The 26,355-nt window shown below is 40.3% G+C and carries 24 protein-coding genes; 19 read left to right on the top strand and 5 right to left on the bottom strand.

Translation table 11 applies throughout. The features are described from left to right. Positions 1–12 precede the first annotated feature (12 nt). Positions 13–2,412, bottom strand: coding sequence for a PRD domain-containing protein (locus tag I588_RS14180; RefSeq protein ID WP_010759439.1), 2,400 nt, complete (start codon positions 2,410–2,412; stop codon positions 13–15). A 284-nt stretch (positions 2,413–2,696) separates the two neighbouring features. Between I588_RS14180 and I588_RS14175 the strand changes: the two genes are divergently transcribed. The 18 genes from I588_RS14175 (at position 2,697) to I588_RS14090 (ending at position 19,890) form a co-directional block, all read left to right on the top strand. Continuing rightward, a complete protein-coding gene (locus I588_RS14175; RefSeq protein ID WP_010759438.1) occupies positions 2,697–3,629 on the top strand; it encodes a phosphoglycerate dehydrogenase in 933 nt (310 codons plus the stop codon). 2 nt (positions 3,630–3,631) lie between these two features. After that, complete coding sequence (locus tag I588_RS14170; RefSeq protein ID WP_010759437.1) at positions 3,632–4,108, top strand: PTS sugar transporter subunit IIB; 477 nt, start codon at positions 3,632–3,634, stop codon at positions 4,106–4,108. Positions 4,109–4,119: 11 nt separating this feature from the next. After that, a complete protein-coding gene (locus I588_RS14165) occupies positions 4,120–4,884 on the top strand; it encodes a PTS mannose/fructose/sorbose/N-acetylgalactosamine transporter subunit IIC (protein WP_010759436.1) in 765 nt (254 codons plus the stop codon). Positions 4,885–4,887: 3 nt separating this feature from the next. Then, positions 4,888–5,727: a PTS system mannose/fructose/sorbose family transporter subunit IID gene (locus tag I588_RS14160; RefSeq protein WP_010759435.1), complete on the top strand. Its 840-nt coding sequence runs from the start codon at positions 4,888–4,890 to the stop codon at positions 5,725–5,727. Positions 5,728–5,738: 11 nt separating this feature from the next. Beyond that, complete coding sequence (locus I588_RS14155) at positions 5,739–6,149, top strand: PTS sugar transporter subunit IIA (protein WP_010759434.1); 411 nt, start codon at positions 5,739–5,741, stop codon at positions 6,147–6,149. A 16-nt stretch (positions 6,150–6,165) separates the two neighbouring features. Beyond that, positions 6,166–6,819 carry a bifunctional 4-hydroxy-2-oxoglutarate aldolase/2-dehydro-3-deoxy-phosphogluconate aldolase gene (locus I588_RS14150; RefSeq protein WP_010759433.1) on the top strand — a complete coding sequence of 218 codons (654 nt, stop codon included), beginning with the start codon at positions 6,166–6,168 and terminating at the stop codon, positions 6,817–6,819. A 52-nt stretch (positions 6,820–6,871) separates the two neighbouring features. Continuing rightward, a complete protein-coding gene (fsa, locus tag I588_RS14145; protein ID WP_010759432.1) occupies positions 6,872–7,516 on the top strand; it encodes a fructose-6-phosphate aldolase in 645 nt (214 codons plus the stop codon). Between the two features lie 82 nt (positions 7,517–7,598). Beyond that, positions 7,599–8,411 (top strand): triose-phosphate isomerase, encoded by an 813-nt coding sequence (locus I588_RS14140; RefSeq protein ID WP_010759431.1) that lies wholly within the window; start codon positions 7,599–7,601, stop codon positions 8,409–8,411. 337 nt (positions 8,412–8,748) lie between these two features. Beyond that, positions 8,749–9,918 (top strand): radical SAM family heme chaperone HemW, encoded by a 1,170-nt coding sequence (gene hemW, locus I588_RS14135; RefSeq protein ID WP_010759430.1) that lies wholly within the window; start codon positions 8,749–8,751, stop codon positions 9,916–9,918. A gap of 121 nt (positions 9,919–10,039) precedes the next feature. Further along, on the top strand, positions 10,040–11,080 hold the full coding sequence (gene hrcA / locus I588_RS14130) for a heat-inducible transcriptional repressor HrcA (RefSeq protein ID WP_010759429.1): 1,041 nt from the start codon (positions 10,040–10,042) through the stop codon (positions 11,078–11,080). Positions 11,081–11,094: 14 nt separating this feature from the next. Next, positions 11,095–11,295: a hypothetical protein gene (locus I588_RS14125; RefSeq protein WP_010759428.1), complete on the top strand. Its 201-nt coding sequence runs from the start codon at positions 11,095–11,097 to the stop codon at positions 11,293–11,295. Between the two features lie 59 nt (positions 11,296–11,354). After that, the gene (gene grpE / locus I588_RS14120) at positions 11,355–11,903 is read left to right on the top strand and encodes a nucleotide exchange factor GrpE (RefSeq protein ID WP_034694381.1); all 549 of its coding nucleotides are present in this window, start codon (positions 11,355–11,357) and stop codon (positions 11,901–11,903) included. Between the two features lie 33 nt (positions 11,904–11,936). Next, positions 11,937–13,766, top strand: a complete 1,830-nt coding sequence (dnaK, locus tag I588_RS14115; RefSeq protein WP_010759426.1) for a molecular chaperone DnaK — start codon at positions 11,937–11,939, stop codon at positions 13,764–13,766. 153 nt (positions 13,767–13,919) lie between these two features. Then, positions 13,920–15,083, top strand: coding sequence for a molecular chaperone DnaJ (dnaJ, locus tag I588_RS14110; RefSeq protein WP_010759425.1), 1,164 nt, complete (start codon positions 13,920–13,922; stop codon positions 15,081–15,083). 407 nt (positions 15,084–15,490) lie between these two features. Beyond that, complete coding sequence (locus tag I588_RS14105) at positions 15,491–16,324, top strand: PRD domain-containing protein (RefSeq protein ID WP_010759424.1); 834 nt, start codon at positions 15,491–15,493, stop codon at positions 16,322–16,324. A gap of 87 nt (positions 16,325–16,411) precedes the next feature. Further along, positions 16,412–17,821 carry a 6-phospho-beta-galactosidase gene (lacG, locus tag I588_RS14100; protein WP_010759423.1) on the top strand — a complete coding sequence of 470 codons (1,410 nt, stop codon included), beginning with the start codon at positions 16,412–16,414 and terminating at the stop codon, positions 17,819–17,821. A gap of 14 nt (positions 17,822–17,835) precedes the next feature. Continuing rightward, entirely contained in the window at positions 17,836–18,153 is a 318-nt protein-coding gene (locus I588_RS14095; RefSeq protein WP_010759422.1) for a PTS sugar transporter subunit IIA, read from the top strand. 24 nt (positions 18,154–18,177) lie between these two features. Then, positions 18,178–19,890 (top strand): PTS lactose transporter subunit IIBC, encoded by a 1,713-nt coding sequence (locus tag I588_RS14090; RefSeq protein WP_010759421.1) that lies wholly within the window; start codon positions 18,178–18,180, stop codon positions 19,888–19,890. 329 nt (positions 19,891–20,219) lie between these two features. Here the strand turns inward: I588_RS14090 and I588_RS14085 are convergent, their stop codons facing one another. The 4 genes from I588_RS14085 to I588_RS14070 form a co-directional block, all read right to left on the bottom strand. After that, positions 20,220–21,533 (bottom strand): MATE family efflux transporter, encoded by a 1,314-nt coding sequence (locus I588_RS14085; protein ID WP_010759420.1) that lies wholly within the window; start codon positions 21,531–21,533, stop codon positions 20,220–20,222. A gap of 152 nt (positions 21,534–21,685) precedes the next feature. Next, positions 21,686–22,132, bottom strand: a complete 447-nt coding sequence (locus tag I588_RS14080; RefSeq protein WP_010759419.1) for a GNAT family N-acetyltransferase — start codon at positions 22,130–22,132, stop codon at positions 21,686–21,688. A 13-nt stretch (positions 22,133–22,145) separates the two neighbouring features. After that, positions 22,146–24,713: a bifunctional lysylphosphatidylglycerol flippase/synthetase MprF gene (gene mprF / locus I588_RS14075; protein WP_139243964.1), complete on the bottom strand. Its 2,568-nt coding sequence runs from the start codon at positions 24,711–24,713 to the stop codon at positions 22,146–22,148. 9 nt (positions 24,714–24,722) lie between these two features. Further along, positions 24,723–25,451 (bottom strand): alpha/beta fold hydrolase, encoded by a 729-nt coding sequence (locus I588_RS14070; protein WP_010759417.1) that lies wholly within the window; start codon positions 25,449–25,451, stop codon positions 24,723–24,725. Positions 25,452–25,636: 185 nt separating this feature from the next. Here I588_RS14070 and I588_RS14065 point away from each other — a divergent pair, with 185 nt between their 5' ends. Further along, entirely contained in the window at positions 25,637–26,266 is a 630-nt protein-coding gene (locus I588_RS14065) for a lysozyme family protein (RefSeq protein ID WP_010759416.1), read from the top strand. The last annotated feature ends 89 nt before the right edge of the window (positions 26,267–26,355 follow it).

Raw genomic sequence — 26,355 nt, 5'->3', positions numbered from 1 at the left:
GTCACCCTTTTCTTATATTCCGTACAAATCTTTAAATATTTCGCAGACAAAAGCATATTCGTTCGAAGGTATCATGATATCAAAAATATTGTTTAATCTTGATAACTGTATTTCGACCGAATGAAAAAGACTGCTGTTTGTATTGATAAACTCTCTTAGTTTAGGAAAATTCATCGTTTCGCGTTTTATTACCCGCTCCAGCAGGAAGGAACAATGAACGACGAAACGTACAGTAATTTCTTCGCTATTTTCGAGATTAAGCTGAGTTAATAAATCTCCAAGAATGTTAAAAAGTATGTTCGCCGTTTTATTTGGATCAAGAAAAACTAAAGAGTCAGCTAGTAAAGAATGTGCTAGCTTCTCGATCAACTCATTATCAGATGAGTGGCTCATAACCTGCAATTCTTTTTTGTTATCTTCGCGCTTAAAATCTGCTATTGAATAATTTTGTAGCTGGATCTTTTTGATTATTTCTAATAACAATGGTAATGAAACAGGGGAGAAGGTTTGACATTGTATATTTAGTTCGCTTTCAATCAACGAATGAATACTAGTCAATGGCTCGATATCACTAGCGATGATTACGCCATTTCCGTTATTGATTGATTTTATCATTGTTTTGAATTCCTTGATAAAGGTACCAAATTCTCGGTCATTTTCTGATACATAGTCAATCGCATGAAGTTCTATTGGAGGCAAGCTAAGGGTATTGATGTATTTTATATACGTCATTCCAATATTTTCACCGTGACATAAGATAACAATGGGAAGCTGCTCCTTTTTGGAAAGCTGACTTAAATACATAAAATAGCAAGAGACTAAATCAAATTCCTCATTGGTAAGAATAATGCCTAACTCCTTTTTTAAATGCTTCTTTATTTCAGTTGCCTTAGTAAAAAAGCGATTTGCCTCAATCGGAATTTTTACAAATTTTTTAGGCTTGTATACCTTCTTTTTTTCTTCAAAATAAGTCTCTAGATAGTAGGCAAAAGCGACTAAACCTTTCTTTTCTTTTTCACTAATTTTTTTGCTGTATTGCTGCGTAAGAATTTGCCAGAAGGGACCTTCTTTTATTTCTGCGATCTCTGATTCAGAAAGACCAAAAAATTGATTATAAATGGTCATGCATTCATCCATAATTATTTGAGAATTTCCTATTATGCTAGTCGTTCGTTGTTCTTCCACCATTCGTTTTTTGATAAGTTCGGTATTGTCCTGGGTTTGAGGCACAAAATACAGCGAATCCGTCTCCCAGCAATTCAAGTAGCTGTTTAATTCTGCAACGAGTGGATTTGTAATCGTGATTCGTTCTAAGACAGTATCTGAAAGCTCATCGAAAGTTATTTCGGCAATCATTTGATGATCAGATTTTGCAGCGAATCTAGCTCTGCTTACAGCAGAAAGAATTTCTTGTTCCAATTGCGCTAAATTATTTTGGTAATCAGAAGTAACGAGACAGCTCAAAATATCTTTATGAACCTTAATGGATTGATTGCTTATATTGGCAGCCTTCTCCAAAAAATGGAGACAAAATTGTATTTTTTCCGCCAGTGGTTTTTCGCACAAATTTGGCAATACTACAGATTGGGTCATCGGACTGGCTGTTTCTTCCTCCACGAGAAAGATAATCGATGTTTTGAGTATTCTTTCCTTAGAGGGCTGATTAAATTCATAAAAACACCCGCTCTCACCAATTTGCCTTAACAGCTGATAAATCGTTGGCGGTAGACGCTCTGCCTTATCAATAACTAATAGTCCGTGCTCAAGTTTAGTCAGCAATCCCTTCCTTTTTGAGTTTTCATGAATACAGCCTAGCAGTAAATCAGCATATTCTTCTTCAGATAAAATCAATTTTTCAACGTCGAGAAAAAATGGTTTCTCGTGTTTGGTAAAAACACCGGCTTTTGTTCCTTCGTCAAATAAATAATTCACTAACGTTCTTTTTCCCGTACTTGCTGCTCCATATATGGTGAACTGCTTGATCAGCGGCTTAGGTAAAAAATGACTAATTAGTTGCTTTGCCTGATGATACAGACTGCCATTAGGGGAAAAGAACCCATAATAGTTTTGTGATAAGCTTACTTCACTGTTTTTTTCTTCATTGGCATGCTCAGAAAGAAATTTTTTTAAATCAATTCCTGCTTCTAAGGTAGAAGGAACAAAGACCGTAGGAAAAAATTGTTCTACTACATGTTTAGAGAAGTAATAAGTTGGTTTGCCTTGGATTTTGGCGAGGGAACCATTATTCCACAAGCTGTTTAATATTCGCGAGACATTTGAGCGATCAATGGCTAAATCAACACTCAAACTCAAGGCATCCCGTCCGAATTCTTCATACCTATCCTTCAAAATTGCCTCTTTAGTAGAACGATCTACTTCAAGCAAAATTTCTTCTTCTCGACTTAATCTCAAAAAATCACCTCACAAAATTGTGCAAATATCTGTCCTCTAATGATTTTTATATTAACATGAAAGCGCTAAACGTGTATATATTTATTTTGTTTTTCCTTTCTTGATACACGGTTTTTACACAGTAGGATATATTGGTGTTTTTGATGTGGAGTATTTTACCGCTAAAACAAGATCCTATTACATTACACTGATTTCACAAGTGTATAAAAAGACACAAATTTTGTAGTAAAAAATATCCATGATATATTCTCACTATCAAATGGAAACGCTTTAGGAGGGTTCGCATGAAAGTTTTAGTTACTTCCAATAGTTTTGGGAGATTCAGTAATCAGGCAAAAGAATTATTGGAGGAAAATGGTTTTGAAGTCGTTTTAAATAAGTACAAAAGAATTATGAATCGGGAGGAATTTATTGGGGAAATTGCAGATGCAGATGCCGTAATTTTAGGAACGGAAATTTTAGATGAAGCAGTTTTAGAAAAAGCCCAAAAATTAAAATTGGTTTCACGTTATGGTGTCGGCATTGATAATATCGATACTTCATATTTAGAAAAAAACGACATTGGCTTAACTGTTACGAAAAATAGCAATAACGAAGCTGTAGCAGATTATACAGTCGCCTTAATGTTAGATGTCTGTCGTGGCATCAGTTACGCCGATCGCATGCTAAGAACGGAAGGGTGGAAAAAGAAGGAAGGCATTGATCTATGTAATAAAAAAGTTGGGATTATTGGACTCGGTGCAATTGGAAAAGAAGTGGCGAAACGAGTGAAGGGATTTAATTGTGAAATTCTTGCTTTTGATCTTTTCTATGATGAAGACTTTTGCACTCAATACGATATCAAAAAAGCTTCAATCGAAGAAATTTTGAAAGAAGCTGAAGTGATCACCCTGCACATTCCGGCCGATCCGTCTTCTCAGCCTTTAATCAACCAGGAGAGTATTAAACAGATGAAAAATAATGCTGTGTTAATCAATACAGCTCGTTTACAATTAGTTGATGATAAGGCCATCAAAGAAGCTTTAAATGCCGGAAAACTTTTCGGCTATGGAGTAGATGCTCAGTTGTCAGTTGAGGATATAGATGCCGATTATTATACGATGGATAACGTCACAGTGACCCCTCATAATGCGGCTGTAACAGTAGAAGCTAGTAACAAGATGTCTTATATTTCGGCAAAAAACGTTGTTAACTATTTGAAAAATCAAGGAGGATAATTATGAAAGAGATTGTATTTACTAGAATTGATGACCGACTAATCCATGGACAGGTTATGACAGCTTGGCTGCAGCTGTCTAAAGCTTCAGAGGTGGTAATCTCTGATGACAAAACAGCAAAGGATTCATTTATGACGATGATTATGAAGGGGTCGATGCCAGCTAAAATCGGCTTGAAAGTTTTATCTACTGACGAAGCTGCTGATTATTTGAATTCAGAAGGTGCTAACGGAAAAGTTTTTCTTTTAGTCAAGACACCGATGGAATTAGAAAAGCTTACTAATAAAGGCGTGAAGATTCCAAGTGTTTGTGTTGGCGGCATGGGAGCAAAGGCTGGTCGAGAAGTTCTTTATCGTAATATCTCAGCTAACGAGGAAGAAAGGCAATCGTTAAAAGCATTGGCCCAAAATGGAATGGATGTCTTTATTCAGGTGTTATCTGAAGATACACCGATGAAGTTGCAAGAAGTGCTTAAATAGGGGGAATAAACATGCAAATCAGTATCTTTCAGGCGATTCTATTAGGAATTCTTTATTACTTAACAGTTGCCTCGCCGCCATGGTTGGCTGGACTAGGTTCAGTTTCCCTGAGACAACCTATTGTCTCAGGGACGGTTGTGGGGATCATACTTGGAGATCCGGTTCAGGGATTGATCGTTGGAGCGACTATCAACACATTGTTTTTAGGTTTTATTGTGACTGGTGGAGCCATTGCCAGTGAGCCTGGAATCGCTGGGGTAGTTGGAACTGCTTTAACATTGATTACTGCTTCAGATCCTGGAGTGGCCTTGACCTTGGCAGTACCTTTTGGTCTTGTAGGAACCTTAATCTGGAATTTCAGAATGACTATTAATTCCTTTTTCGTTCATTGGTTGGATAAAGAGGCTGAAGAAGGAAATCTGAAAAAGATGTGGTTTATTCAGCTAGTTCCTGGCCAATTATTAACCCTCGCTCTATCAGCTATTCCGGTTTTTGTTATTGTTTATTTTGGAGGAGATGCTGTTAAATCAATTCTGGATATACTTGCTGGAACGCCATTGGAAATATTGACGACTATTGGTGGGATTTTACCAGCATTAGGAATTGCGTTAACGGTACGGATTATCAGTAATCGCAAGGGAATTATCCCCTTTTTCTTATTAGGATTTTTTACCATTAGTTATTCGGGAATCCCCATTATTTTACTAGCAATTTTAGCTGCAATATTAGCATATTTTTATACAGATCTTAAATTCCCAGAAAGTCAGGAGGGCTAAAGGATGGAAGAAGCATTGACTAAAAACGAAACGACTAAAACCTTAACGAAGGCGGATTTGAATAGAACCTATTGGACTTGGTGTTCAATGTGTCAGGCGATTTATAGTTTTGAACGGCTGCAAGCACCGGGCTTCTTATCTGCTATGTCCGGTCCTATCCAGAAATTTTATGGAGATAATGAGGAAGAGAAACGAGAAGCGATTAAGCGCCATATGGAATTTTTTAATTGTGAAGCCTGGCTGATTGGTCCGATTATTGTTGGGATTACTCTATCAATGGAAGAAGAACGGGCGAACGGCTTACCGATATCTAATGAAGATATCAGTGGAGTGAAAACGGGGTTGATGGGACCGTTAGCTGGAATTGGAGATACGTTAAGACAAGGAACATTGATTCCGATAATTGGTTCAATTGCGATTGCGATGGGTGTCACTGGTAACTTTTTAGGACCTGTCTTTTATATGGTAGCCACTTTGGGTATTAATCATGGAATTTCTTATGGTTTGTTCCGGGGGGCGTATAAAAAAGGGAAAGAAGGAATTAATGATATCTTTGCCAGTGGGAAATTAGAAAAATTAATGACCGCTGCAACGGCAGTAGGAGCTATCACCATTGGCGGTTTAGCTGCCAATACAGTCAAATTGACTACCGCGTTAAAATTCACTTTTGGCGAAAATGATCTGGTTATCCAAGAAATCTTGGACAAAATTGTTTTGAATATTTTGCCTTTGGGATTAATTTTCCTAACGTTACACTTGCTTAACAAAAAAGTCAGCTCAAGTAAGGTGTTAGTTATTTTAATTCTAATTGCTATTGTTGGTGTATTGATTGGATTGTTTTAGGAGGAAATAAGATGATAGGTGTTTTAGTAGCGACTCATGGAAATTTAGGGAAAGAGTTAATTGCCACATCCAACCTGATTTTTGGTGAAGTAGACCAGATTGAATCGGTTGGGTTAAATCACGGAGATAGTGTTGAGGGCTTGAAAGAGCGGATTATTGAGGCGGTTAAACGATTAGATCAAGGAGAAGGGATATTAATTCTCACTGATTTGTATGGGGGAAGCCCGACGAATATGGCAGCCATGGCAATGAATGAGCTTGGAGGGACTCATACGATCGAATGTATAGTAGGGACAAATCTACCTATTTTATTGGAAGTTTTAAGTATGAGAAAAACGATGGAATTGAATCACCTGGTGGATCATTGCATGGAGCTTGCTGAAAATAGTGTCATTAATCTAAGAGAAAAAATAAATTTTTAGAATGGAAGGCGAAAATATGTGTAAAGAAACGATTCAGTTTATCGAAGAGAACAAAATTGTAGCAATCTGCCGGGGTACCTACGGGAATGAATTGATTAATTTAGTTACGGCCTTAGAAAGAGGAGGCGTTCGTCTAGTAGAAGTTACCTTCGATCAAAATGATGAAGAGTGTCTAACAAAAACACCTGAAGCAATCAATGCATTGTCCCAAGCATTTGAAGGGAAGGTCAGTGTTGGAGCAGGCACAGTAGTTACTGTAGAGCAGGTTGAGGCTGCATACAAAGCAGGGGCCAAATATATTATCTCACCTAATACAAACGCAGAAGTAATCAAGCATACTAAAAAATTAGGACTAGTTTCTATTCCTGGTGCGTTAACACCAACTGAAATATTAGCGGCTCATGATGCCGGAGCAGATTTTGTTAAGGTATTCCCAGTCGGTTCATTAGGATTAGGCTACGTCAAGGACATCAGAGGTCCGATCAATCATGTTAAACTACTTGCTACGGCCGGGGTGACTCCTGATAATTTAGCTGATTATTTAAACGCAGGCTTCTCGGGTGCTGGAATCAGCAATTATCTAACCAATAAAAAGCATATTGCTGCGGGCGATTACGATGTATTGACTGAGCATGCGCGGGAATTAGTGCAAATTGTTTCTGCTGGTTAGTCAGTAAAAATTGGTGGGAATCTTATCAGGAATTGAATAGGAGTAAATAAAAATGAAGTTTTTCTTAGATACAGCAAACATTGAGGAAATTAAGCGCATCAATGCACTTGGATTGGTAGATGGTGTCACCACAAACCCAACGATTATTGCACGAGAAGGTAGGGATTTTGAGAAGGTCATTAAAGAAATTTGTGGGCTGGTGGAAGGACCTGTAAGTGCAGAAGTCACTGCTGCCGACGCAGAGGGAATGATCAAAGAGGCGAGAGAATTAAATCAGTGGGCAGAAAATATCGTGGTTAAAATTCCTATGACAGAAGCGGGCTTAAAGGCGGTAAATACCATTTCTAAAGAAGGAATTAAAACAAATGTGACATTAGTCTTTTCTGTTGCGCAGGGTTTGATGGCTGCTAAAGCAGGTGCGACCTATATTAGTCCCTTCTTAGGACGGTTAGAGGATATAGGAACGGACAGCTATGAATTGATTAAAAATTTACGAACTGTTCTGGACAACTATAAGTTTAAAACAGAAATTATTTCAGCAAGTATTCGCGGTTTAGGTCATGTGGAAAAAGTAGCAGAGCTAGGCGCAGATATTGCAACTATTCCTGGAACGATCTTCCCGAAATTATGGAGTCATCCGTTGACGGACAGTGGTATTGAACAATTCGAAAAGGATTGGGCAGCTTACCAGAAGTAGAAAAGAGTATCAGTATTTGTATAACTGTTAGGGCAATAAGCTCTTATCGATTCAACTTGATGTAGAATGGAGTTGATTAAAAATGAACAAAAGGAAACCTATTGTTATAATGAATTGGTCTATGAGACAAAACCTTGCTGCCGAAGCCAAAGAATATGCAGATGAAATTCGCGAGCGTGAATCAGACAACCAAGTAGTTGAAATTGTCCTGCTGCCTTCAATGGGAACAATTCAACAAGTTGCTGAAGTTCTTTCAGGAAGTCTGATTCACTTCGGCGCTCAAAATATGGCAGTGATTGATCAAGGTGAGCTTAGTGGTGAATTTTCGATCCAATCTTTGGTTGAAATGCAGGGGAAGTTTGTCGAATTGGGACACTGGGAGCGGAGAAAGCTATACAACGAAACGGACGAAACAATTAATAAAAAAGTAAAATTGGCTCTCCAATACGATGTTTCTCCCATTGTTTGTATCGGTGAAATGGAAGAAAACGAAGCAAATAATGTCCTCGATGAAATAAAAAATCCCAATTATGAAAAAGATTTGAAGAGTGAACTTTTTTTACGAGTGTTTAATTCTTTATACGGGATTGACCGTGATAAGCTAGATAAAATCGTTATTGCCTACACACCTGCGTGGGCCGTCGGGAAAACAAAGGCTGCAAGTGCTCCCCACATCAAGCGAGCCGTTTCAATCATAAGGGATTCTTTGAAGGAAATGTTTGGAGAAAAAGCGAAGGATATTCGAGTCGTTTATGGCGGTACCGTCAGTCCGGAAAATACGAAAATCATGTTAAATTTAGCTGATCTGGACGGCGTTCTTTTAGGACGCTTTGGAAGTAAGCCAGAAAGACTGCACGAAACAGTCGAAGTCGTCAGACAGGTTAGGTGCGAATAAGTTATTTGAATTTATAAAAAGGAGAAATGTTTCTCCTTTTTTTGTTTTGCTCCTGTTTTCCAGCAGCAAGGAAAAGGGAGTGATAGCTAAAAGGTTGAGAAAGGATAAGCGAGTGAGAAGATAGGGGAATAAAAAAAGAGAGTGTGTTAAAATCACTTAGAGCATGAGAAAGGCTTCTTTTATCAAATTACCTATCTTATGTTTCTATTATCTATCAATAGACACTTCTGAAGAGCTTCACTAACCATGGATTAACCGAAAAGAGGATGTTTAGGATTTGAATGATAGGATACAAGGTTTAAAATTGATATAGCTTTTTTGAGAGGGAAATTGAAAAATGACACATATACATAGAACCAACAATGACGATATTTCTGCCTACATTCACATTCCATTTTGTGAGCATATCTGTTATTACTGTGATTTTAATAAAGTATTTATTGAAGGACAACCAGTGGATGAGTACATTGAAGCGTTGCTAAAAGAGGCGCAGCTGCTGCAGGAACAATATCCAGCTGCTAATAGTAAAACTCTTTATGTAGGGGGCGGCACACCGACTTCCTTAAGTGCTTCCCAGCTGGACCGGCTGTTAAGTGGTTTGCGGGAAATCATGCCATTTACTGAAGGAGAATTTACAGTTGAGGCGAACCCTGGTGATTTGACGGCCGATAAATTGGATGTCATGAAAAACTACGGTGTTAATCGTTTGTCGATGGGGGTGCAAACCTTCGATAATCGGCTGTTAAAGAAAATTGGCCGCAAGCACACGGCTGAGGATGTGTATCAAACAATTGCTTTATTGGAAGAAAAAGCTTTTTCCAATGTTTCGATTGATTTGATCTATGCGTTGCCAGGACAAAGTCTAGAAAGCTTCCGAGATACAGTGAAACGCGCCTTGGAATTGGACTTGCCTCATTATTCGTTGTATTCACTGATTCTGGAAAATAAAACGATGTTTATGAATTGGGTACGGCGGGGCAAGCTTCAGCTGCCAGATCAGGAGCTGGAGGCCCAGATGTTTCTCGAAACGATTGAAGCCATGACGAAAGCTGGCCGTCAGCAATACGAAGTCAGCAATTTTGCAGCACCAGGTTTTGAAAGTCAGCACAACCTCGTTTACTGGAACAATGAAAATTATTATGGAATCGGAGCAGGTGCCAGTGGCTACTTAGGAAATTTACGCTACAAAAACCATGGACCGATTCAGCATTATTTAAAGCCCTTAAAAGAGCAGCAGCTGCCGGTGATTGAAGAAGAAATACTCACGCGCAAAGCGCAAATTGAAGAGGAAATGTTTTTAGGTCTGCGGAAGCTTTCAGGAGTAGAAAAACAAAAATTTTACCAAAAATTTAATTGTTCGCTAGGGGATATTTATCAAGAAAAAATCGATCAATTAGTTGCTGAAGAGTTAGTAGTAGAAACGCCAGAAGCCTTGGTATTAACGCAAAAAGGACTATTTCGCGGAAATGATGTTTTTGAACAATTTTTAATTGAAGAAATGAGTTAGCACTCTCGACATGAGAGTGCTAATTTTTGTGTATTATCACTTGACTTCTAGTGCCAGTGTGATATATTAGTAATCGAGTTAGCACTTATCAAGAAAGAGTGCTAACCAGAGGGTGAAGAAAATGTTAACAGAACGACAAAATTTAATTCTTAGTTTGATCATCCAGCATTTTACCACCAACGGACAACCGGTTGGTTCTAAAAAATTGATGGAAGAAGGCGTCAATGCCAGTTCAGCGACCATTCGCAACGACATGAAGGCATTGGAAGAATATGGTTTGTTGGAAAAAACGCATTCTTCTTCGGGTCGTATCCCATCGATGAAAGGCTACCGCTATTACGTGGACTACTTATTGACTCCAGCGAAGGTCACGAAGCAAGAGGTGGATCAAATCCGTGCTTCTTTAAAGAAGGATATTTACGAGATTGATGATATTATTCAGCAGTCGGCAGATATTCTTTCACAGGTGACCAGCTATACGGCCTTTTCATTAGGACCAGAAATGAAGGACCGCAAGTTGACGGGCTTTCGGATTGTTCCCTTAAACGATAAGCAGATTTTGGCCATTATTGTAACGGATCGCGGCAATGTGGAAAGCCAAGTGTTTCGCATTCCTGACAATGTTGCCAGCAGCGATTTGGAAAAAATGGTGGCGATTATCAATGATCGTTTAGTTGGGGAGCCGCTTTTGACGGTGTATCAGAAGCTGCGCACGGAAATTCCTATGATCCTGCATCGGTATTTTCAAACCACCGACGGCATCTCTCATTTGTTTGATGTCATTTTGAACGAAGCCTTTGAAGAAAAGGTCTTTGTCAGCGGCGGAATGAATATTTTAAATTACAATCATAACCCGGATGTTCATCAATTTAAGATGATGTATTCCTTTATGCAGGACCCTAGCGAGCTGACACAGCTGCTGCTGCCTTTTACCTCGCCGATTCATATCCAGATCGGCTCAGAGCTTGGCAATGAGCTTTTTGAAAACATGAGTTTGATCCAAGCAAGTTACGAGATCGAAGGACATGGAAAGGGTATAATCGGATTGTTGGGACCAGCAAGCATGCCTTATTCCCGGATGTTCAGTTTGATCGATGTATTTCGCAGGGAGTTGGGAGACAAGCTGGCGGATTATTACCGTTCACTTGATCTGGACCAATAAAGGAGATGCGGATCGTGAAAGAAATCGATAAAGAAGCAGTAGACATGTCTGGTGTATCAGAGGAAGAAGCCGAAGCAACCGCTAAGGCTTTTGAAAATAAAAAAACGAAATACAACGAATTTTCTGAAGACGCAGTCGATGATTCCGGAATGACAGAAGAACAAACTGAAGCATTTGCCGAAGCATTCGAAGAAAGCAAAGAAGAAAAGAAGTAAATTTGACTCCCTTTTGAATCATCTGAATCAAAATTGAGGGAAGAAAGGTGGGCCCCAACTTGAGTGAAAAAGAAAAAAATGAACAGCAAGAAACCGAAGTCGAAGCAGCTGCAGAAGAAACAACTGTAGAAGAAGCGACAGAAGAAGTGGTGGAAGCAACACAAGAAGAACTGTTACAAGCCAAAGTAGAGGAGCTTGAAGACCAATACTTGCGAGCAAGAGCCGAAATTGCCAATATTACCAACCGCAATCGCAATGAAAGAGAACAGCTGCAAAAATACCGTTCTCAAGATTTGGCGAAAAAATTATTTCCAGCGATGGATAATTTGGAACGGGCAATGGCAACTGAAGTGTCTAATGAACAAGGAGCCAGCCTGAAGAAGGGCGTAGAAATGGTTCTGGAAAGCATGCGTCATGCGTTAAAAGAAGAAGGCATTGAAGAAATTAAAGCCGCAGGTGAAACCTTTGATCCGAATCTTCATCAGGCGGTTCAAACGATTCCTGCCGGAGATGATGTTGCGGCAGATACAATTGTGGAAGTCCTGCAAAAGGGCTACAAATTACACGACCGTGTGTTGCGGCCAGCAATGGTTATCGTAGCACAATAATATAGATAAAAACGAAAAGGAGCGCATTCAACTATGAGTAAAATTATCGGTATTGACTTAGGTACAACTAACTCTGCAGTTGCAGTTTTAGAAGGCGGCGAAGCAAAAATTATCGCCAACCCAGAAGGAAATCGTACAACACCATCTGTTGTTTCTTTCAAAAACGGAGAAATCCAAGTAGGGGAAGTTGCTAAGCGTCAAGCAGTAACTAATCCAAACACTATTTCTTCAATCAAACGTCATATTGGCGAAGCAGGCTACAAAACTGAGGTTGAAGGAAAATCATACACACCTCAAGAAGTTTCTGCTATGATTCTGCAATACATCAAAGGGTTTGCAGAAGACTACTTAGGAGAAAAAGTTGAAAAAGCAGTTATCACAGTTCCTGCTTACTTTAACGATTCACAACGTCAAGCGACTAAAGACGCTGGTAAAATCGCTGGTTTGGAAGTTGAACGTATTGTCAACGAACCAACAGCAGCAGCTTTAGCTTACGGTTTAGATAAAACGGACAAAGACCAAAAAATCTTAGTATTTGACCTTGGTGGCGGTACTTTTGACGTATCTATCCTTGAATTAGGTGATGGCGTATTCGACGTACTATCAACTGCTGGAGACAACAAGCTAGGTGGGGATGACTTTGATAACAAGATCATCGATCATTTAGTTGCTGAATTCAAAAAAGAAAACGGCGTAGACCTTTCATTAGATAAAATGGCAATGCAACGTTTGAAAGACGCTGCTGAAAAAGCGAAAAAAGATTTGTCAGGCGTAAGCTCAACTCAAATCAGCTTACCATTTATCACAGCTGGCGATGCTGGTCCATTGCACTTGGAAACAACGCTATCTCGTGCGAAATTTGATGAAATTACAGCTGACTTAGTTGAACGTACCAAAATTCCAGTACGTCAAGCGTTGAAAGATGCTGGCTTGTCACAATCTGAAATTGACGAAGTTATCTTAGTGGGTGGTTCAACCCGTATTCCTGCAGTTGTTGAAGCCGTTCGTAAAGAAACTGGTAAAGAACCAAATAAATCTGTAAACCCAGACGAAGTAGTAGCAATGGGTGCTGCGATCCAAGGTGGCGTAATCACTGGTGATGTGAAGGACGTTGTTTTACTAGACGTAACGCCTCTATCATTAGGTATCGAAACAATGGGTAGTGTATTTACTAAATTGATCGACCGCAACACAACGATCCCAACAAGTAAATCACAAGTCTTCTCAACAGCAGCAGACAATCAACCAGCCGTTGATATTCACGTTCTTCAAGGAGAACGCCCAATGGCCAGCGACAACAAAACATTAGGACGTTTCCAATTAACGGATATTCCACCAGCACCACGTGGTATTCCTCAAATTGAAGTAACCTTTGATATCGACAAAAACGGTATCGTAAATGTTTCTGCTAAAGACTTAGGAACACAAAAAGAACAAAAAATTACAATTAAATCTTCTTCAGGCTTGTCTGACGAGGAAATCGAACGTATGGTGAAAGACGCTGAAGCAAATGCGGAAGCCGACAAAGCTCGTAAAGAAGAAGTTGACCTACGTAATGACATCGACGCTTTACTATTCTCTGTTGACAAAACATTGAAGGAATTAGAAGGCAAAGTAGATGCTGATGAAGTGAAGAAAGCTGAAGACGCACGCGAAGAGTTGAAGGCAGCAGTTGAAGCCAACGACTTGGAACAAATGAAAGAAAAACGCGATGCATTGAACGAAATCGTTCAAAACTTAACAGTAAAACTTTACGAACAAGCAGCACAACAACAAGCGCAAGAAAATCCAGAAGCAGCGCAAGGCGGCGCGGATGATGTCGTAGATGCTGATTTCGAAGAAGTAGACGGCGATGATAAGTAATTAGCCTGTTGATAAAAAGCCAAAGTCATCGCTTTGGCTTTTTATTTTCCTTTAAAAAATTGGCTTTTAGATCAAAAAATTCCGGGAAAATATTCGTATCAATTTTGAATTGTGATACAATACATAAGATGTTAAAAAGATGGAGGGAAGCCAATGGCTAACAAACGCGATTATTACGAAGTCCTGGGTGTCCAAAAAGGGGCTTCGGATGATGAAATAAAAAAAGCATACCGCAAGCTTTCCAAGCAGTATCACCCAGATATTAATAAAGAGGCTGATGCTGAAGATAAATTCAAGGAGATTTCTGAAGCCTATGAAGTATTGAGTGATCCTCAAAAACGGGCAGCTTATGATCAATACGGGCACGCTGGAACCGATCCGAACTTTGGTGGCGGTGCAGGCGGCTTTGGTGGCTTCGGCGGTGCAGGTGGCGGCTTTGGCAATGCTGGCTTTGGCTTTGAAGATATTTTTGAGTCATTTTTCGGCGGCGGTGGCCGACAAGGTGATCCCAATGCCCCACGTCAAGGTGCGGATCTTCAGTATTCAATCAACTTGGATTTTGAAGAAGCTATTTTTGGTGTGGAAAAAGAAATTAAATACAACCGAGAAGAAGTCTGTCATACTTGCCACGGAAACGGGGCAAAACCAGGGACTGAACCAGTTGTTTGTCACAAGTGCCATGGCTCAGGAACCATTAATGTCGAGCATCAAACACCACTTGGTCGGGTAATGAGCCGTCAAACCTGTGATGTTTGTCATGGTACCGGAAAAGAAATCAAAGACCCATGTCCAACTTGTCATGGCTCAGGTCATGAAAAACGTCCTCACACTGTGAAGGTTAATGTACCTGCTGGGGTGGAAGACGGACAACAAATGCGCTTAGCTGATCAAGGGGAAGCTGGAGTTAATAACGGGCCTTATGGTGACTTATACGTAGTCTTCAAGGTAGCTCAAAGTGATATCTTTGATCGAGAAGGTTCAGAGATTTACTATACCTTACCATTAAGCTTTGTTCAGGCAGCCTTGGGAGACGAAGTAGCTGTACCAACTGTTCACGGTGACGTGAAGTTGAAGATTCCAGCTGGCACTCAAACCGGCACTAAGTTCCGTTTGCGGGGCAAGGGAGCACCGAAATTACGGGGCAACTCTACCGGCGATCAACAGGTAACGGTACAAATTATCACACCGAAGAACCTAAACGATCAGCAGCGGGAAGCATTGCGCGCATTCGCTAAAGCGGGTGGTCAAACAGTGACTGAACAAAAAGATGAAGGTTTCTTTGGCAAGGTGAAAGATGCATTCGGCGGTAAAAAATAAACGAGTGATCTGAGCTTCAATCGGATCAATTGAAGGCTGCAAGCAACGTTCTTAAAGAGCGGGGGTTTGCAGCCTTTTTGTATCCTGATTAGGAAAAATGTTTTTGATTCGAACAAAAACAAACTTTTTGTTTTTTGAAGTGATCGGTTCAAACGCTTGAAATAATAGCAATCATGCGGATAAAAGGTGAAATGGAATTAACAGCAAGCAACATTTTTTGTTTTTTATTGTTTGTTTGTTCAAAAAAGCGTTTACTTTTTTGGGGATTCATGCTATGATTGTCTTGTAAAAAATATTTAGTGGATCGTTACTAACTTGATTAGGCGAGACTGCGAATAGTAGATCAAAATTCCTCAGGGAACGTATCTGCTGTTTGCAGTCTCTTTTTGTTTGAAAGGGGGATAGATATGTACCGAATAATCAAAATTCTAAATAATAACGTAGCCATTGTAAGAGATGCCTCCGATAAGCAAGCAGTAATTATGGGAGCAGGAATAACGTTTCAAAAGAAAAAAGGCGATTTGGTTAGTGAAAGTTCTGTAGAAAGAACCTTTACTTTAAGAAACGAAGAATCACAAAACAACTTTTCTACTTTATTAAAAGATATACCGTTAGATTTCATTACCACCTCATACGAGATCATTGAACGGGCGATCAGTCATTATCAGTACCCGGTCCAAGAGTATATTTATGTCACGTTAACTGATCACATCTACTTAAGCTATCAAAATTTAAATAAAGGGACGTATGAAAAGGCAGGCTTGCCAGATATGAAATCCGATTATCCTTTGGAATATCAAATTGGCCAAGATGCTTTGACCCTGATAAAAGAGAAGCTAGGTGTTGATTTTCCGCAGGATGAGATTGGTCGAGTGGCTTTGCATTTTATTAATGCGAAGGGGTCGTCTGTTAGTAAGCAATCCAATGATCGGGTTGAAAAGGAATTAATCTCGCTGGTTCAAGGGGAACTATCAGCCTCAGGTATTCGCCGAACGGATAAAAACAAGAACTATTATGATCGATTAATGATCCATTTAAACTATTTTTTAGAGCGAATGATGAGCGATTTAAATGAGACGGAACCTTTTTCGCTGAATTTCGAGGAGACGTTAAAAAACGATTATCCGCAGGCTTATCAAATCGGTAATCGGATTTATGAGCTGATCGAAAATCATTTAGGCAAGACGTTGAATCAAAATGAACGGATTTATTTTACTATTCACATCCAACGACTTTTATAAATGCAGAATAGCTATGAATGCTTAAGGAACAAGGATACTAATCCTGTTTACTATTGAGTTAAAACAAGAAAAGAAGGAGTAGAGACAATGACAGAATTAAGAAAGCTTCCAGAGGATTTTTTGATGGGAGGGGCAACAGCCGCCTATCAAGTAGAAGGGGCAATTGATAAAGACGGAAAAGGACCGGTGGCTTGGGATACGTTTTTAGTTGAAAAAGGACGTTATACCGCTGAACCAGCCAGTGATTTTTATCATCAGTATCCGGTGGATATTGAGTTATGCAAAAAATTTAAAATTGACAGTTTACGCATGTCGATTGCTTGGAGCCGGATTTTTCCTAACGGGTATGGGGAGATCAATCAAAAGGGTGTCGACTATTATCATCAGGTGTTCGCAGAATGTAAAAAGCAGGGAATCACGCCTTTTGTGACGATTCATCATTTCGATACACCGAAAGCATTGTTTGATGAGGGCGACTTTTTAAATCGTGAAAACATCGAGCACTTTGTGAACTATGCAAAGTTTTGCTTTGATGAATTCAAGGAAGTTTACTATTGGAGCACGTTTAATGAGATTTATCCAGCGGCAACCAATCAGTATTTAACCGGGGCTTTTCCACCAGAAATTCAATTTGATCTGCAAAAAACCATTACAGCACTGCACAACATGATGTATGCTCATGCGCGAGCAGTGAATATTTTTAAAGAGGGAGATTATGAAGGTGAGATTGGGGTGGTTCATTCCTTAGAACCCAAATATCCGGCTTCGGATAGTCCAGAAGATGTTCATGCTGCAGAGTTAGATGATGCGCTATCTGTAAAATTCTTGATGGATGCGACTTATTTAGGCTATTACTCGGAGCATACAATGACTTGTATCAACGAAATATTGGAAGCCAACGACACCAGTATTTCGATTGATGAAAACGATTTTATTGAAATGAAGAAGGCAGCTAACCGCAATGATTACCTGGGAATTAACAATTACGTGAGTCATTGGGTTAAAGCGTACAACGATGAGAGCCAAATGTTTTATAATACCACTGGCGAAAAAGGGACACAGGTCTATCGGATTAAAGGAATTGGTGAACGGATTCAGCGAACTGACTTGCCGCGGACGGACTGGGATTGGTTAATTTACCCCGAAGGTATTTACGATCTTTTGGTCCGCATCAAGCAAGATTATCCAAACTATCAGAAAATTTATATCACTGAAAACGGACTAGGGTATAAGGACAAGTTCGAAGATGGCATTATTCTCGATGACGATCGCATTGATTACTTGCGCGGTTATTTCAATTATATCGCCAAAGCGATTGAGGATGGGGTAAACGTAAAGGGCTACTTCATTTGGTCATTGATGGATGTTTTCTCTTGGGTGAATGGCTACAACAAGCGATACGGCTTGTTCTACGTCGACTTTGAAACACAAAAACGCTATCCAAAGGAATCCGCCTACTGGTATAAATTTGTTAGCGAAACGAAAACGATTATTTAGGAGAGGGTTTTGAGATGAATAAAAATGAGTTGCAAATGCTTGGTTTTGAAATTGTCGCCTATTCGGGAGATGCTCGCAGTTCACTGTTGAGCTTGCTGAAAGAAATCCGTGCTGGCAATTTTTCCAACGTAGAGAATAAAGTGCAAGAAGCAGATGAAAACCTTAAATTGGCTCACAATGCACAGACGCAGGTGCTTTCAAATGAGGCGAATGGGGAAGACTTAGAATTAGGGTTTATATTTATCCATGGACAAGATCATTTAATGACGACATTGCTACTAAGAGATTTAGTACAAGACTTTATCGAGCTATACCAAGAAAAATATCGTTAAAGCGATTTGCAGGAGGGGAAACAAATGAATGTGATCATTCAACAAATTGAGAAGCGACAGGCGTTTTTTCAAAAGATTTCCAAAAATATTTATCTAATGGCAATCAAAGATGGCTTTTTAGCAGCCATGCCCGTCATTTTATTCTCAAGTATATTTATCTTATGTGCAGCCATTCCGCCTATCTTTGGCTTAACATTGCCCAGCGGCATTGAAGAATGGCTTTGGAAAATCTATGATTTTACGATGGGAATTGTGGGAATGCTGGTAGCAGGAACGACGGCTCGTTGCTTAGCTGGCAGTATGAATCGTAAAATGCCTGAAGGAAAAGTAATCAATGAAACCTCGGTTATGCTGGCAGCGACCTGTGGGTTTCTATTGCTGGCAATCACTAAGGCAGATGGTGCTTTTGCAGCCGATTATATGGGAACAAAAGGGATTTTATCGGCATTCATCTCGGCATTTATCACAGTCAATATGTATAAATTTTGTGTCATTCGCGACATTACCATCAAAATGCCCAAGGAAGTTCCAGGAACAATAGCACAGAATTTTAGAGATGTTTTTCCTTTTTCATTTTCTGTGCTAGCCTGTGCCATTATTGATATTGCTGCTAGAACAGCGATCAATGCACCCTTTGGAGAAGTATTTTCAAAGTTGCTTTCCCCCTTGTTTGCGGGAGCAGAAAGTTATTTTGGCTTAGCCTTTATTTGGTTCTTAATTCCTTTGTTCTGGTTTGTCGGGGTACATGGACCATCTGTTGTCAAACCAGGATTATCAGCTGCTTTATATGGAAACACTGAAGCAAACCTGCGTATTTTTACAGAGGGTGGTCATCCAACACATGCCTTGACGGAAAATTTTGGTAATTTTATTGGTGAATTAGGTGGAACCGGGGCGACCTTTATTGTCCCAATCATTTTCATTCTATTTATGCGATCCAAACAATTGAAAACAGTCGGAAAAGCTTCTATTATTCCAGTGATGTTTGCGGTCAATGAACCCTTATTGTTTGCCGCGCCGATTATTTTGAATCCGTATTTCTTAATCCCGTTTTGTATCGCACCAGTAGCCAATGTATTGATTGGAAAATTCTTTATCAGTGTTTTAGGAATGAATGGATTTATGTATGTTCTGCCGTGGGCCACGCCAGGACCCATTGGCACAGTCATGAACACCGGGTTTCAACCTATCTCGATCGTCCTATCTATTGTCCTGTTACTGGTGGATTTTGCCATCTATTTCCCTTTCTGCAAAGCTTACGATAAGGTACTCGTTGCACAGGAAGCCGAACGTGTGGAGGAAATAGACGAGTTAGAGGAGGCTGTGCCAACGTTATCTACTGCGAACGCCACGGCCCTAGTTGACAGTGAAGAGTCGGTTGTTATTGAAGAAAGAGTGGAGAATTCTGGCGATATCGCTGAGAAAGATTTGAAAGTACTGGTTTTATGTGCAGGAGCAGGAACAAGTGCAATGTTGGCCAACGCTTTGGAGGAAGGTGCGAAAGAAACAGGCGCCCATGTCATTGCTAAAGCAGGAGCTTATGGCTCGCATTATGATATCATGCCGAGCTTTGATCTGGTGGTCTTAGCGCCTCAAGTCAATTCTTATTATGAGGATATTAAAAAAGATACAGATAAATTAGGAATAAAACTGATTGCGACAAAAGGTGCGGAATACATTAAATTGACGCGAAATCCCGCAGGAGCAATTAAATTTGTGATGGAGCAAATCGGTTAGAAAAGCGATTGATCAATTGAAAAGAGATTGTGACATTAGTAAAAACAGACCTGAATTTCACGAACGATATCTAGCATGAAACACTAAATATTGTAGATTTGCGACGAGGACCTACTGGACCGTAGTCGCAAATACAATATAGTTCGGAATTCCATCTGTTAAAAAGACTAATGTCACAGCCTCTTATTCTTGTTTTTTCTGAGCAACTAAAAGGGCTAGAAGCCCAAAAGTAACTGTCAGCAAAATTGTTTGTGATTGAAAAATAAAGCAAAGGTTAATTCTTGCAACTTCATTTTTTAAGTACCGATTAGCCCGAGCTTTTTACCTGTTTATCGAATTGTGTTCGTTTTTGGTTGCTGTTCCTTTTTTACATGCAGCTGCCGATACTGACGCAGAAAGAAAAAGGACATGCCAACGGTGATTAGTTCTGTCAACGGCAAGCTAATCCATACCCCCAACAAATTAAATCCGTAGGCCAGTACAATTACTAAGGGGATCAATAGAAAATACCCGCGAGCCAAGGCCAGCACGAAGGCTTGCTTTGCCTGACCAACAGCTGAAAAGAAAATACTAAAGACCACATTGAAGCTGGAGGCAAACAGCGATAGAAAGAAGATCGGAATGCCGAACGCCGCAATCTCGGTTAATAGTTGATTGCTGTCTCGATTGAAAACCTGAATAATCGGATACTTGAAAAAGAAAAGCACGATATATAAAAGGACGGCTAGGCTGAAGCTGATTTTCAAGCCGTAGCGCAAAATTTGTTGAATTGTTTTATCGTCCTTAATACTGGCTGCTCTGCTGACTAGCGGCTGAATCCCTTGAGCCACTCCAGTAAAAAGGGATAAACCGACAATCAATACGTTTGCCAAAACACCATAAGCTGCCACTGCAATATCTCCGCTTAGAGACAATAGCACCTGGTTAAAGACTAAAATACTGACGCCCGTACTCATCTCAGCCAAGAAAGATGACAAACCTAGCTGCGTACTTTTCCAAACTGTTCCAAGCTGAGGGATGGCCCAGCTGAGAGCAAGTTTCCTTTTGGGGAACTTCCGATGCGTACTTAGAATCAACAAGCTGACCACTGGGGATAAAACAGTCGCTAAAGCTGCGCCAGCCATTCCCATATGAAAAATGAATACAAACACATAGTCGAAAACAATATTGAATACACTAGAGCTGATCATAGCCTTCATGGCCAGCTGCGGATTTTGATCATTGCGAACGAAGGCTAAGCATAGGTTATTGAGAATGAAAAATGGTCCCATAACCATAATAAACCGCATATAAGTGGTTGTATAAGCAATCGTATCGTTGCTGGCACCCAACAAACCGGCAATCGGCTGGGCAAAAAAGATTCCAAGTACTGTAAAGAATAAGCCAATTACAGCTCCGGCTACCATCAGCTGAGAGAAATAATTGTTTTTTCCTTTATTCAAGGAAAATAAGGTGGCGCCGCCCATTCCTAAAAGCAGACCCAAACCGCTTAACAGATTAAACAAGGGCAAGGCAATATTTAAAGCAGCCAAGCCTAATACCCCGACCCCATTTGCGATAAAAAACGTATCCGCTAAAATGTACAAAGACAATCCTAACGTACTAAAAACACTCCGTGTAACATACCCTCTAAGTTCTTTCATCCTCATAACCTCCAAAAAAAAGAGTAGCTGCTATCCTCCATTGGCCTATGGGATAGTCAACTACTCCAAGCAAAACCCGGCGATTTTTGCTTAAGTGTCCGTTTAATTTCCTTCATTCTAGCAAGTCTTGCTTTAAAAGGCAACGTTTATTTTTAAAATTTATAATACATAATCCGTTCTCCGTTGGCAGAATCATGTTTTTTAGAGTCAATAAATCCCAGCTTTTCATAATAAGCAAAGATCTTTTCGTTTTCTTCATGAGCACTTAAATAGACCCGTTCGACGTCGTAAGTTTTTTGCATGTAATCCAGCAGCAAAGGGATAAACTGCCTACCATAGCCATGTCCTTGAAACTGCTGATCGATCATTACTCGATCCAGCCACATGCTTTTTTCCTGCAATGCACCAATCATTGCAAAGCCTACTAAAGAGTCTGCATCGTATAGAGCCAAAGGATGCCAGTGCAAAGAGTAATCGTAAGCAGCTTCCAATAACGACTGAGCATTGCTTTCAATAAAGTCCTGTTGAGTCGGCTGAACTTGCAGCTGAACCACTTGCCGCCAGTTTTTCTCGTTTACTGGTTGAATCACTAAATCCATCTTTCCACCTCGCTTACTCTCGTAGCATCAGTCGCTTAAGTCCCCGATAGCGAGCTTGAGCCTGTACTGGTGCATTGTCAGTGATCAGCAGAGCAATCATCACATAACCAATCCAGCTGTCCCGAGAGTAAAGCACATACTCAGGTATCCATTCAGTGGCGTATTTGTCCTTGTATTCCTTTAAGCCGCCGAAGGAATAAAAACGAGAGCCAAAGTTATAAACAAGGTAAGCAATTCGTTCCTGGATAAAGCTCTTACGGGAGGTGCCGACATTAGCTAAAGGCGCCATACCCAAATCGAAATACTGAACCCCTTGATCGCGCATGTATTCAAATAGGTTGATAAACAAGAAGTCCATTGTGCCTCCTGGTGCCTGGGAAGGACTATGGCGCATCAAGTCAATCGTGCCGATTTCTTGGGTATAGGTAGGCATGAAATTAGCAAAAGCCACAATCTGCTCCTCGGCATCTTTGACAACAGCAATCGGTGCTCGCTGCAGGTAATCCTCCGAAAAGAATCCCAGGGAGAAGCCTTTTTCCTTGCGGCCATTCAACCATTCATCAGAAATCTTTTTCAGCTGCTCCATGGTGATGGCATCAAAGGGCGGCTGCAATACTTCAAAATGATAGCCTTGTTTGATGTTTTTATTGAAGCTGGCCCGCTGCCCCTTCATTTTCTTGCCGCTTAAAGTAAATTCAGGTAAATGCACATGAGCCTTTTCACCGAACTTGATAAAATCATAGCCGAATTCATGCAGAGTCATCACCATTTCTTCACTGGTTTCGTAAAAGACCGGCAAATAATTGTATAGGTCAGCTTCTTGAATCAAGGCCTCGGTGGCTGCTTCGAAGTCTTCCTTTTTACCAGAAGGATCACCCATCACCAGCAGCTTATTGTTAAAGGTTGCCAGCTGGAAATAGACCGTATCTTCCTCACCGTCATTGTAAATAAACACTTCTTTATCCTTTAAGAAAACCAGTTGACTGTCAGGATTGCCGCCATAGGTAGTTAAAATTGCTTGTACACGCTCTTCATCCAAGGCTTCACCAATTTTCACGTGTTTGCCTTTCAGGAAGCGAACGAATAACAATACGATCATTGAAACAATCAAAATCGCAATAAAACCAGTCATCCAAATGCGTTCACTAGGGAATAAGAAAAATTCCGGCAAGTGATGCCGATGATGAATGGTTGGACTATTGTACACCCCAATAACGATATACAAAAGAGTTAAACTGCCACCGATAATCCCGTCAATTGTCAGCCATTCCGCTGAATAAACTAGCTGTTCGCGATAAAGCTCGCCTTTGGAGAAAATAACGAACAGCAGCAATAAAACTAAGAAAATAGCGCTGGAAATATGGAGCCCAGCCAGCATAGAATACAGTCCTGTCAAAATGATTAAAAGAATGGTGGGATAATAGGCCCGTTTAACGCGAGCTGAAACTGCTCGTCCAGCAATAATCAACAAAAAGCCTAATAAAATTGCCGGAAACACCACAATGACCCGCGAGCGAAGCGGATTCAACTGCTGCAGGAAGCGGAAGCGAATAAAGGCCTCTGGAATAGTTGCAGACAGAACCAGCATAATCCCTGTGAAATACAGGAAGAAGGTTTCTAGTTTATGTGAGAGCTCCTTCAAAAGATCCAGCGGAATATTATTGTACCGTCCATTTAAAGTAGTACCGACATTTTTGATAAACAATACGATCCCGATTAAGAAAGGAATAATGTAGTAAAACAGCCGATAAAGCAAAATCCAGGCTACCACAGTTTCTCGATTAATACCTAGGGCCGACAGACCAATAATCATCATTAAGTCAAAGCTGCCCAGCTCTCCTGGAATCATGGAGACAATCCCAATAACGGTAGCGGCTATGAATAACGGAATGACTTGCAGAATATTCATGTGAATCCCCATAAGCAAGCCGGTTGAGATAAAGGCAGTTAAAACCCCGGTCCATTCTAGGAAGGAGGTCCCCACTAATTGCAGCCGCTCCTTGTTTTTCAAGTCGCCCAAATATTCACCTTTACCAAAGACACTCAGACCAAAAACGATCGGAAAATACAAGCCGCCGCCAATTAACCAAATCCAGTACTGCTTAAGGTACGGATTGGTTTGATCAAAAATCACTAAGAAAAAGGAAATCAAGGCAAAAATAGACAGTCCAGACATGGTAAAAACCAAAATCTTAGATAAGGCCTGGACCACTTTTTTGCCAGAAGAATCCTTCCCGTAAAATTCTGAGCGCAGTCCGGCGCTGATAAATCCACCAAAGCCGGCGATATTATTTAAGGTATTAATCAACCAGCTAGTTTCCAATAAATAACTCAGCTTCGGTTTTTGATCCAATAATTTGTTCAGCACAATATCGTAGCCAAACATCGGGGTAATGGTTATTAAGGAAATCAAAGCCATTAGGACAATGTTTCCTTTATTGATATCACTAAATATGGTTCCTAATTGATCAAAAGAGATCGTTTTTCCAATGTTACCTAATTCAACGCCTACAATCACAATGACTGAAAGCAGGAAAATTGTTTTCAGCTTTTTGGCATGGGCTTGAAACCAGTTTATCATTGTTTTCACTTAATCACTCCGCTCTTCCAATAAAAATTCTAGCACCTCTTGATTGAAACGCTTAGGGTTCCTGCGGGCAAACATATGTCCCTGACCAGATACAATTGCAAAGCTGGCATTGGGAAGCGAGCGGGCGATGTACATGGAATGCTGCGTTTTCACCACATCATGCTTGCCAACAATTACTAAGGTGGGTGCGTCTATTTGTTCTAAATCTTGGGTGGACAGACCAATGTCACGAAACAGCAGTCGTAAAATCGGCAAAAAATCCCGCATGCCTTTATCTACGAAAGCCCCCAGCCAAACAATGGCGTATTGTACATAGCTTGCCAGATGCGGCAGGAGTCGAATCCCACTAGGTACTGTATTTCCAGCATTGAGAATCAAATGATCTACTCGTTTAGGAAACATTGCGGCAAATACCATTGCCAAGTTTGCACCATCGCTAAAGCCCAGCAGGTCCGCCTGAGCAATTTGCTCGTCCTCCATAATATGCAGCAAATCCTCAGCCATTAGCTGAAAACTAGTCTCCGCTTGGGTATTAGTGGATCGGCCGTGCCCGCGGCTGTCAACCACAAACACCTTGAAGTGCTTGCAAAAGCTGTTAATTTGTTTAGAGAAATACCTGCCGCTTCCGCCATTGCCGTGAAGCAGGAAGAGAGCAGGGCCATTTCCATAAATTTCATAATAAATTTGCGAGCCGTCTGTCATACTCGCTGTTTTCTTTTCACTCTTCAAAACATCACCTACTCCTATCAGTATACCGATTTTTGGTAAAGTTGAACAACAATTAGGATATCGCTGAAAATTAACGCTTTTTTACGAATGATTAAAGAAATATAAAATGCTTGTGATTCACTTTCAAAAGTCGATTTACATCTTGTACTATAAAGGAAATGAAGAAATAGTCTGGATGAAATCAAATGAAATTTTTTAGAAAATTTTTGAAATATACAATAAGCATACTCCTACTGGCAGTTATTTTGCTAGGTCTTTTTATTGGTTACCGAACGTATCAGTTTACTAAAAATGTTAACGAACACCGAGAAGAGGTGGAAACTGTTGCCCAGGAGCATGGGGTACAGGAATTCACTAATACTATTTTAGGCATCATGTATACCGAATCAAAGGGGATTGGCACTGATCTAATGCAAAGCTCCGAAAGTGCGTATGGCAGCCGGGGCCAAATCACCTCGCAACAAGAAAGTATCGAATATGGGGTGGAGCATTTTGCCGAAAGCTACCAGCTGGCTCAGCAGGCCGGCTGTGACTTATCAACGGCGATTCAAGCCTACAATTATGGATTCCAATATATTGAATACGTGAAAAATAACGGTGGCAAAAATACTGTTGAGCTGGCTGAAAAGTACTCCCGAGACGTCTTATCACCGGGACTTGGAAACAGTACTCAAAATCAATACCGCTATGTAAAATTGCAGTCCCTTTTATACAACGGCGGCTACCTTTACAGTGACGGCGGCAACATGTTTTACGCCGATATTGTCGCTATGAATGAAAAGCTGGTAGATTGGTTTCACATGATCCAAAAATGATCGGGAAAACTTGAAAAATACTGGAAATATGCTATACTGATATTTGTATAACTTTGCCTTAAAAATCGCTCTGATTAGGAAATAAATTG

This window comes from Enterococcus pallens ATCC BAA-351, from assembly GCF_000407485.1.
In the GTDB taxonomy this organism is placed as follows: Bacteria; Bacillota; Bacilli; order Lactobacillales; family Enterococcaceae; genus Enterococcus_A; species Enterococcus_A pallens.
The sequence above is the reverse complement of the archived record's forward strand: the minus strand, read 5'-3'. Positions and strand labels throughout refer to the sequence as shown.

Excerpts from the sequence above, each read along its gene's own strand:
- I588_RS14175 (WP_010759438.1), top strand. The coding sequence starts at position 2,697 with ATGAAAGTTTTAGTTACTTCCAATAGTTTTGGGAGATTCAGTAATCAG.
- I588_RS14170 (WP_010759437.1), top strand. The coding sequence starts at position 3,632 with ATGAAAGAGATTGTATTTACTAGAATTGATGACCGACTAATCCATGGA.
- I588_RS14165 (WP_010759436.1), top strand. The coding sequence starts at position 4,120 with ATGCAAATCAGTATCTTTCAGGCGATTCTATTAGGAATTCTTTATTAC.
- I588_RS14160 (WP_010759435.1), top strand. The coding sequence starts at position 4,888 with ATGGAAGAAGCATTGACTAAAAACGAAACGACTAAAACCTTAACGAAG.
- I588_RS14155 (WP_010759434.1), top strand. The coding sequence starts at position 5,739 with ATGATAGGTGTTTTAGTAGCGACTCATGGAAATTTAGGGAAAGAGTTA.
- I588_RS14150 (WP_010759433.1), top strand. The coding sequence starts at position 6,166 with ATGTGTAAAGAAACGATTCAGTTTATCGAAGAGAACAAAATTGTAGCA.
- fsa (WP_010759432.1), top strand. The coding sequence starts at position 6,872 with ATGAAGTTTTTCTTAGATACAGCAAACATTGAGGAAATTAAGCGCATC.
- I588_RS14140 (WP_010759431.1), top strand. The coding sequence starts at position 7,599 with ATGAACAAAAGGAAACCTATTGTTATAATGAATTGGTCTATGAGACAA.
- hemW (WP_010759430.1), top strand. The coding sequence starts at position 8,749 with ATGACACATATACATAGAACCAACAATGACGATATTTCTGCCTACATT.
- hrcA (WP_010759429.1), top strand. The coding sequence starts at position 10,040 with ATGTTAACAGAACGACAAAATTTAATTCTTAGTTTGATCATCCAGCAT.
- dnaK (WP_010759426.1), top strand. The coding sequence starts at position 11,937 with ATGAGTAAAATTATCGGTATTGACTTAGGTACAACTAACTCTGCAGTT.
- dnaJ (WP_010759425.1), top strand. The coding sequence starts at position 13,920 with ATGGCTAACAAACGCGATTATTACGAAGTCCTGGGTGTCCAAAAAGGG.
- I588_RS14105 (WP_010759424.1), top strand. The coding sequence starts at position 15,491 with ATGTACCGAATAATCAAAATTCTAAATAATAACGTAGCCATTGTAAGA.
- lacG (WP_010759423.1), top strand. The coding sequence starts at position 16,412 with ATGACAGAATTAAGAAAGCTTCCAGAGGATTTTTTGATGGGAGGGGCA.
- I588_RS14095 (WP_010759422.1), top strand. The coding sequence starts at position 17,836 with ATGAATAAAAATGAGTTGCAAATGCTTGGTTTTGAAATTGTCGCCTAT.
- I588_RS14090 (WP_010759421.1), top strand. The coding sequence starts at position 18,178 with ATGAATGTGATCATTCAACAAATTGAGAAGCGACAGGCGTTTTTTCAA.
- I588_RS14085 (WP_010759420.1), bottom strand. The coding sequence starts at position 21,533 with ATGAAAGAACTTAGAGGGTATGTTACACGGAGTGTTTTTAGTACGTTA.
- I588_RS14080 (WP_010759419.1), bottom strand. The coding sequence starts at position 22,132 with ATGGATTTAGTGATTCAACCAGTAAACGAGAAAAACTGGCGGCAAGTG.
- mprF (WP_139243964.1), bottom strand. The coding sequence starts at position 24,713 with ATGATAAACTGGTTTCAAGCCCATGCCAAAAAGCTGAAAACAATTTTC.
- I588_RS14065 (WP_010759416.1), top strand. The coding sequence starts at position 25,637 with ATGAAATTTTTTAGAAAATTTTTGAAATATACAATAAGCATACTCCTA.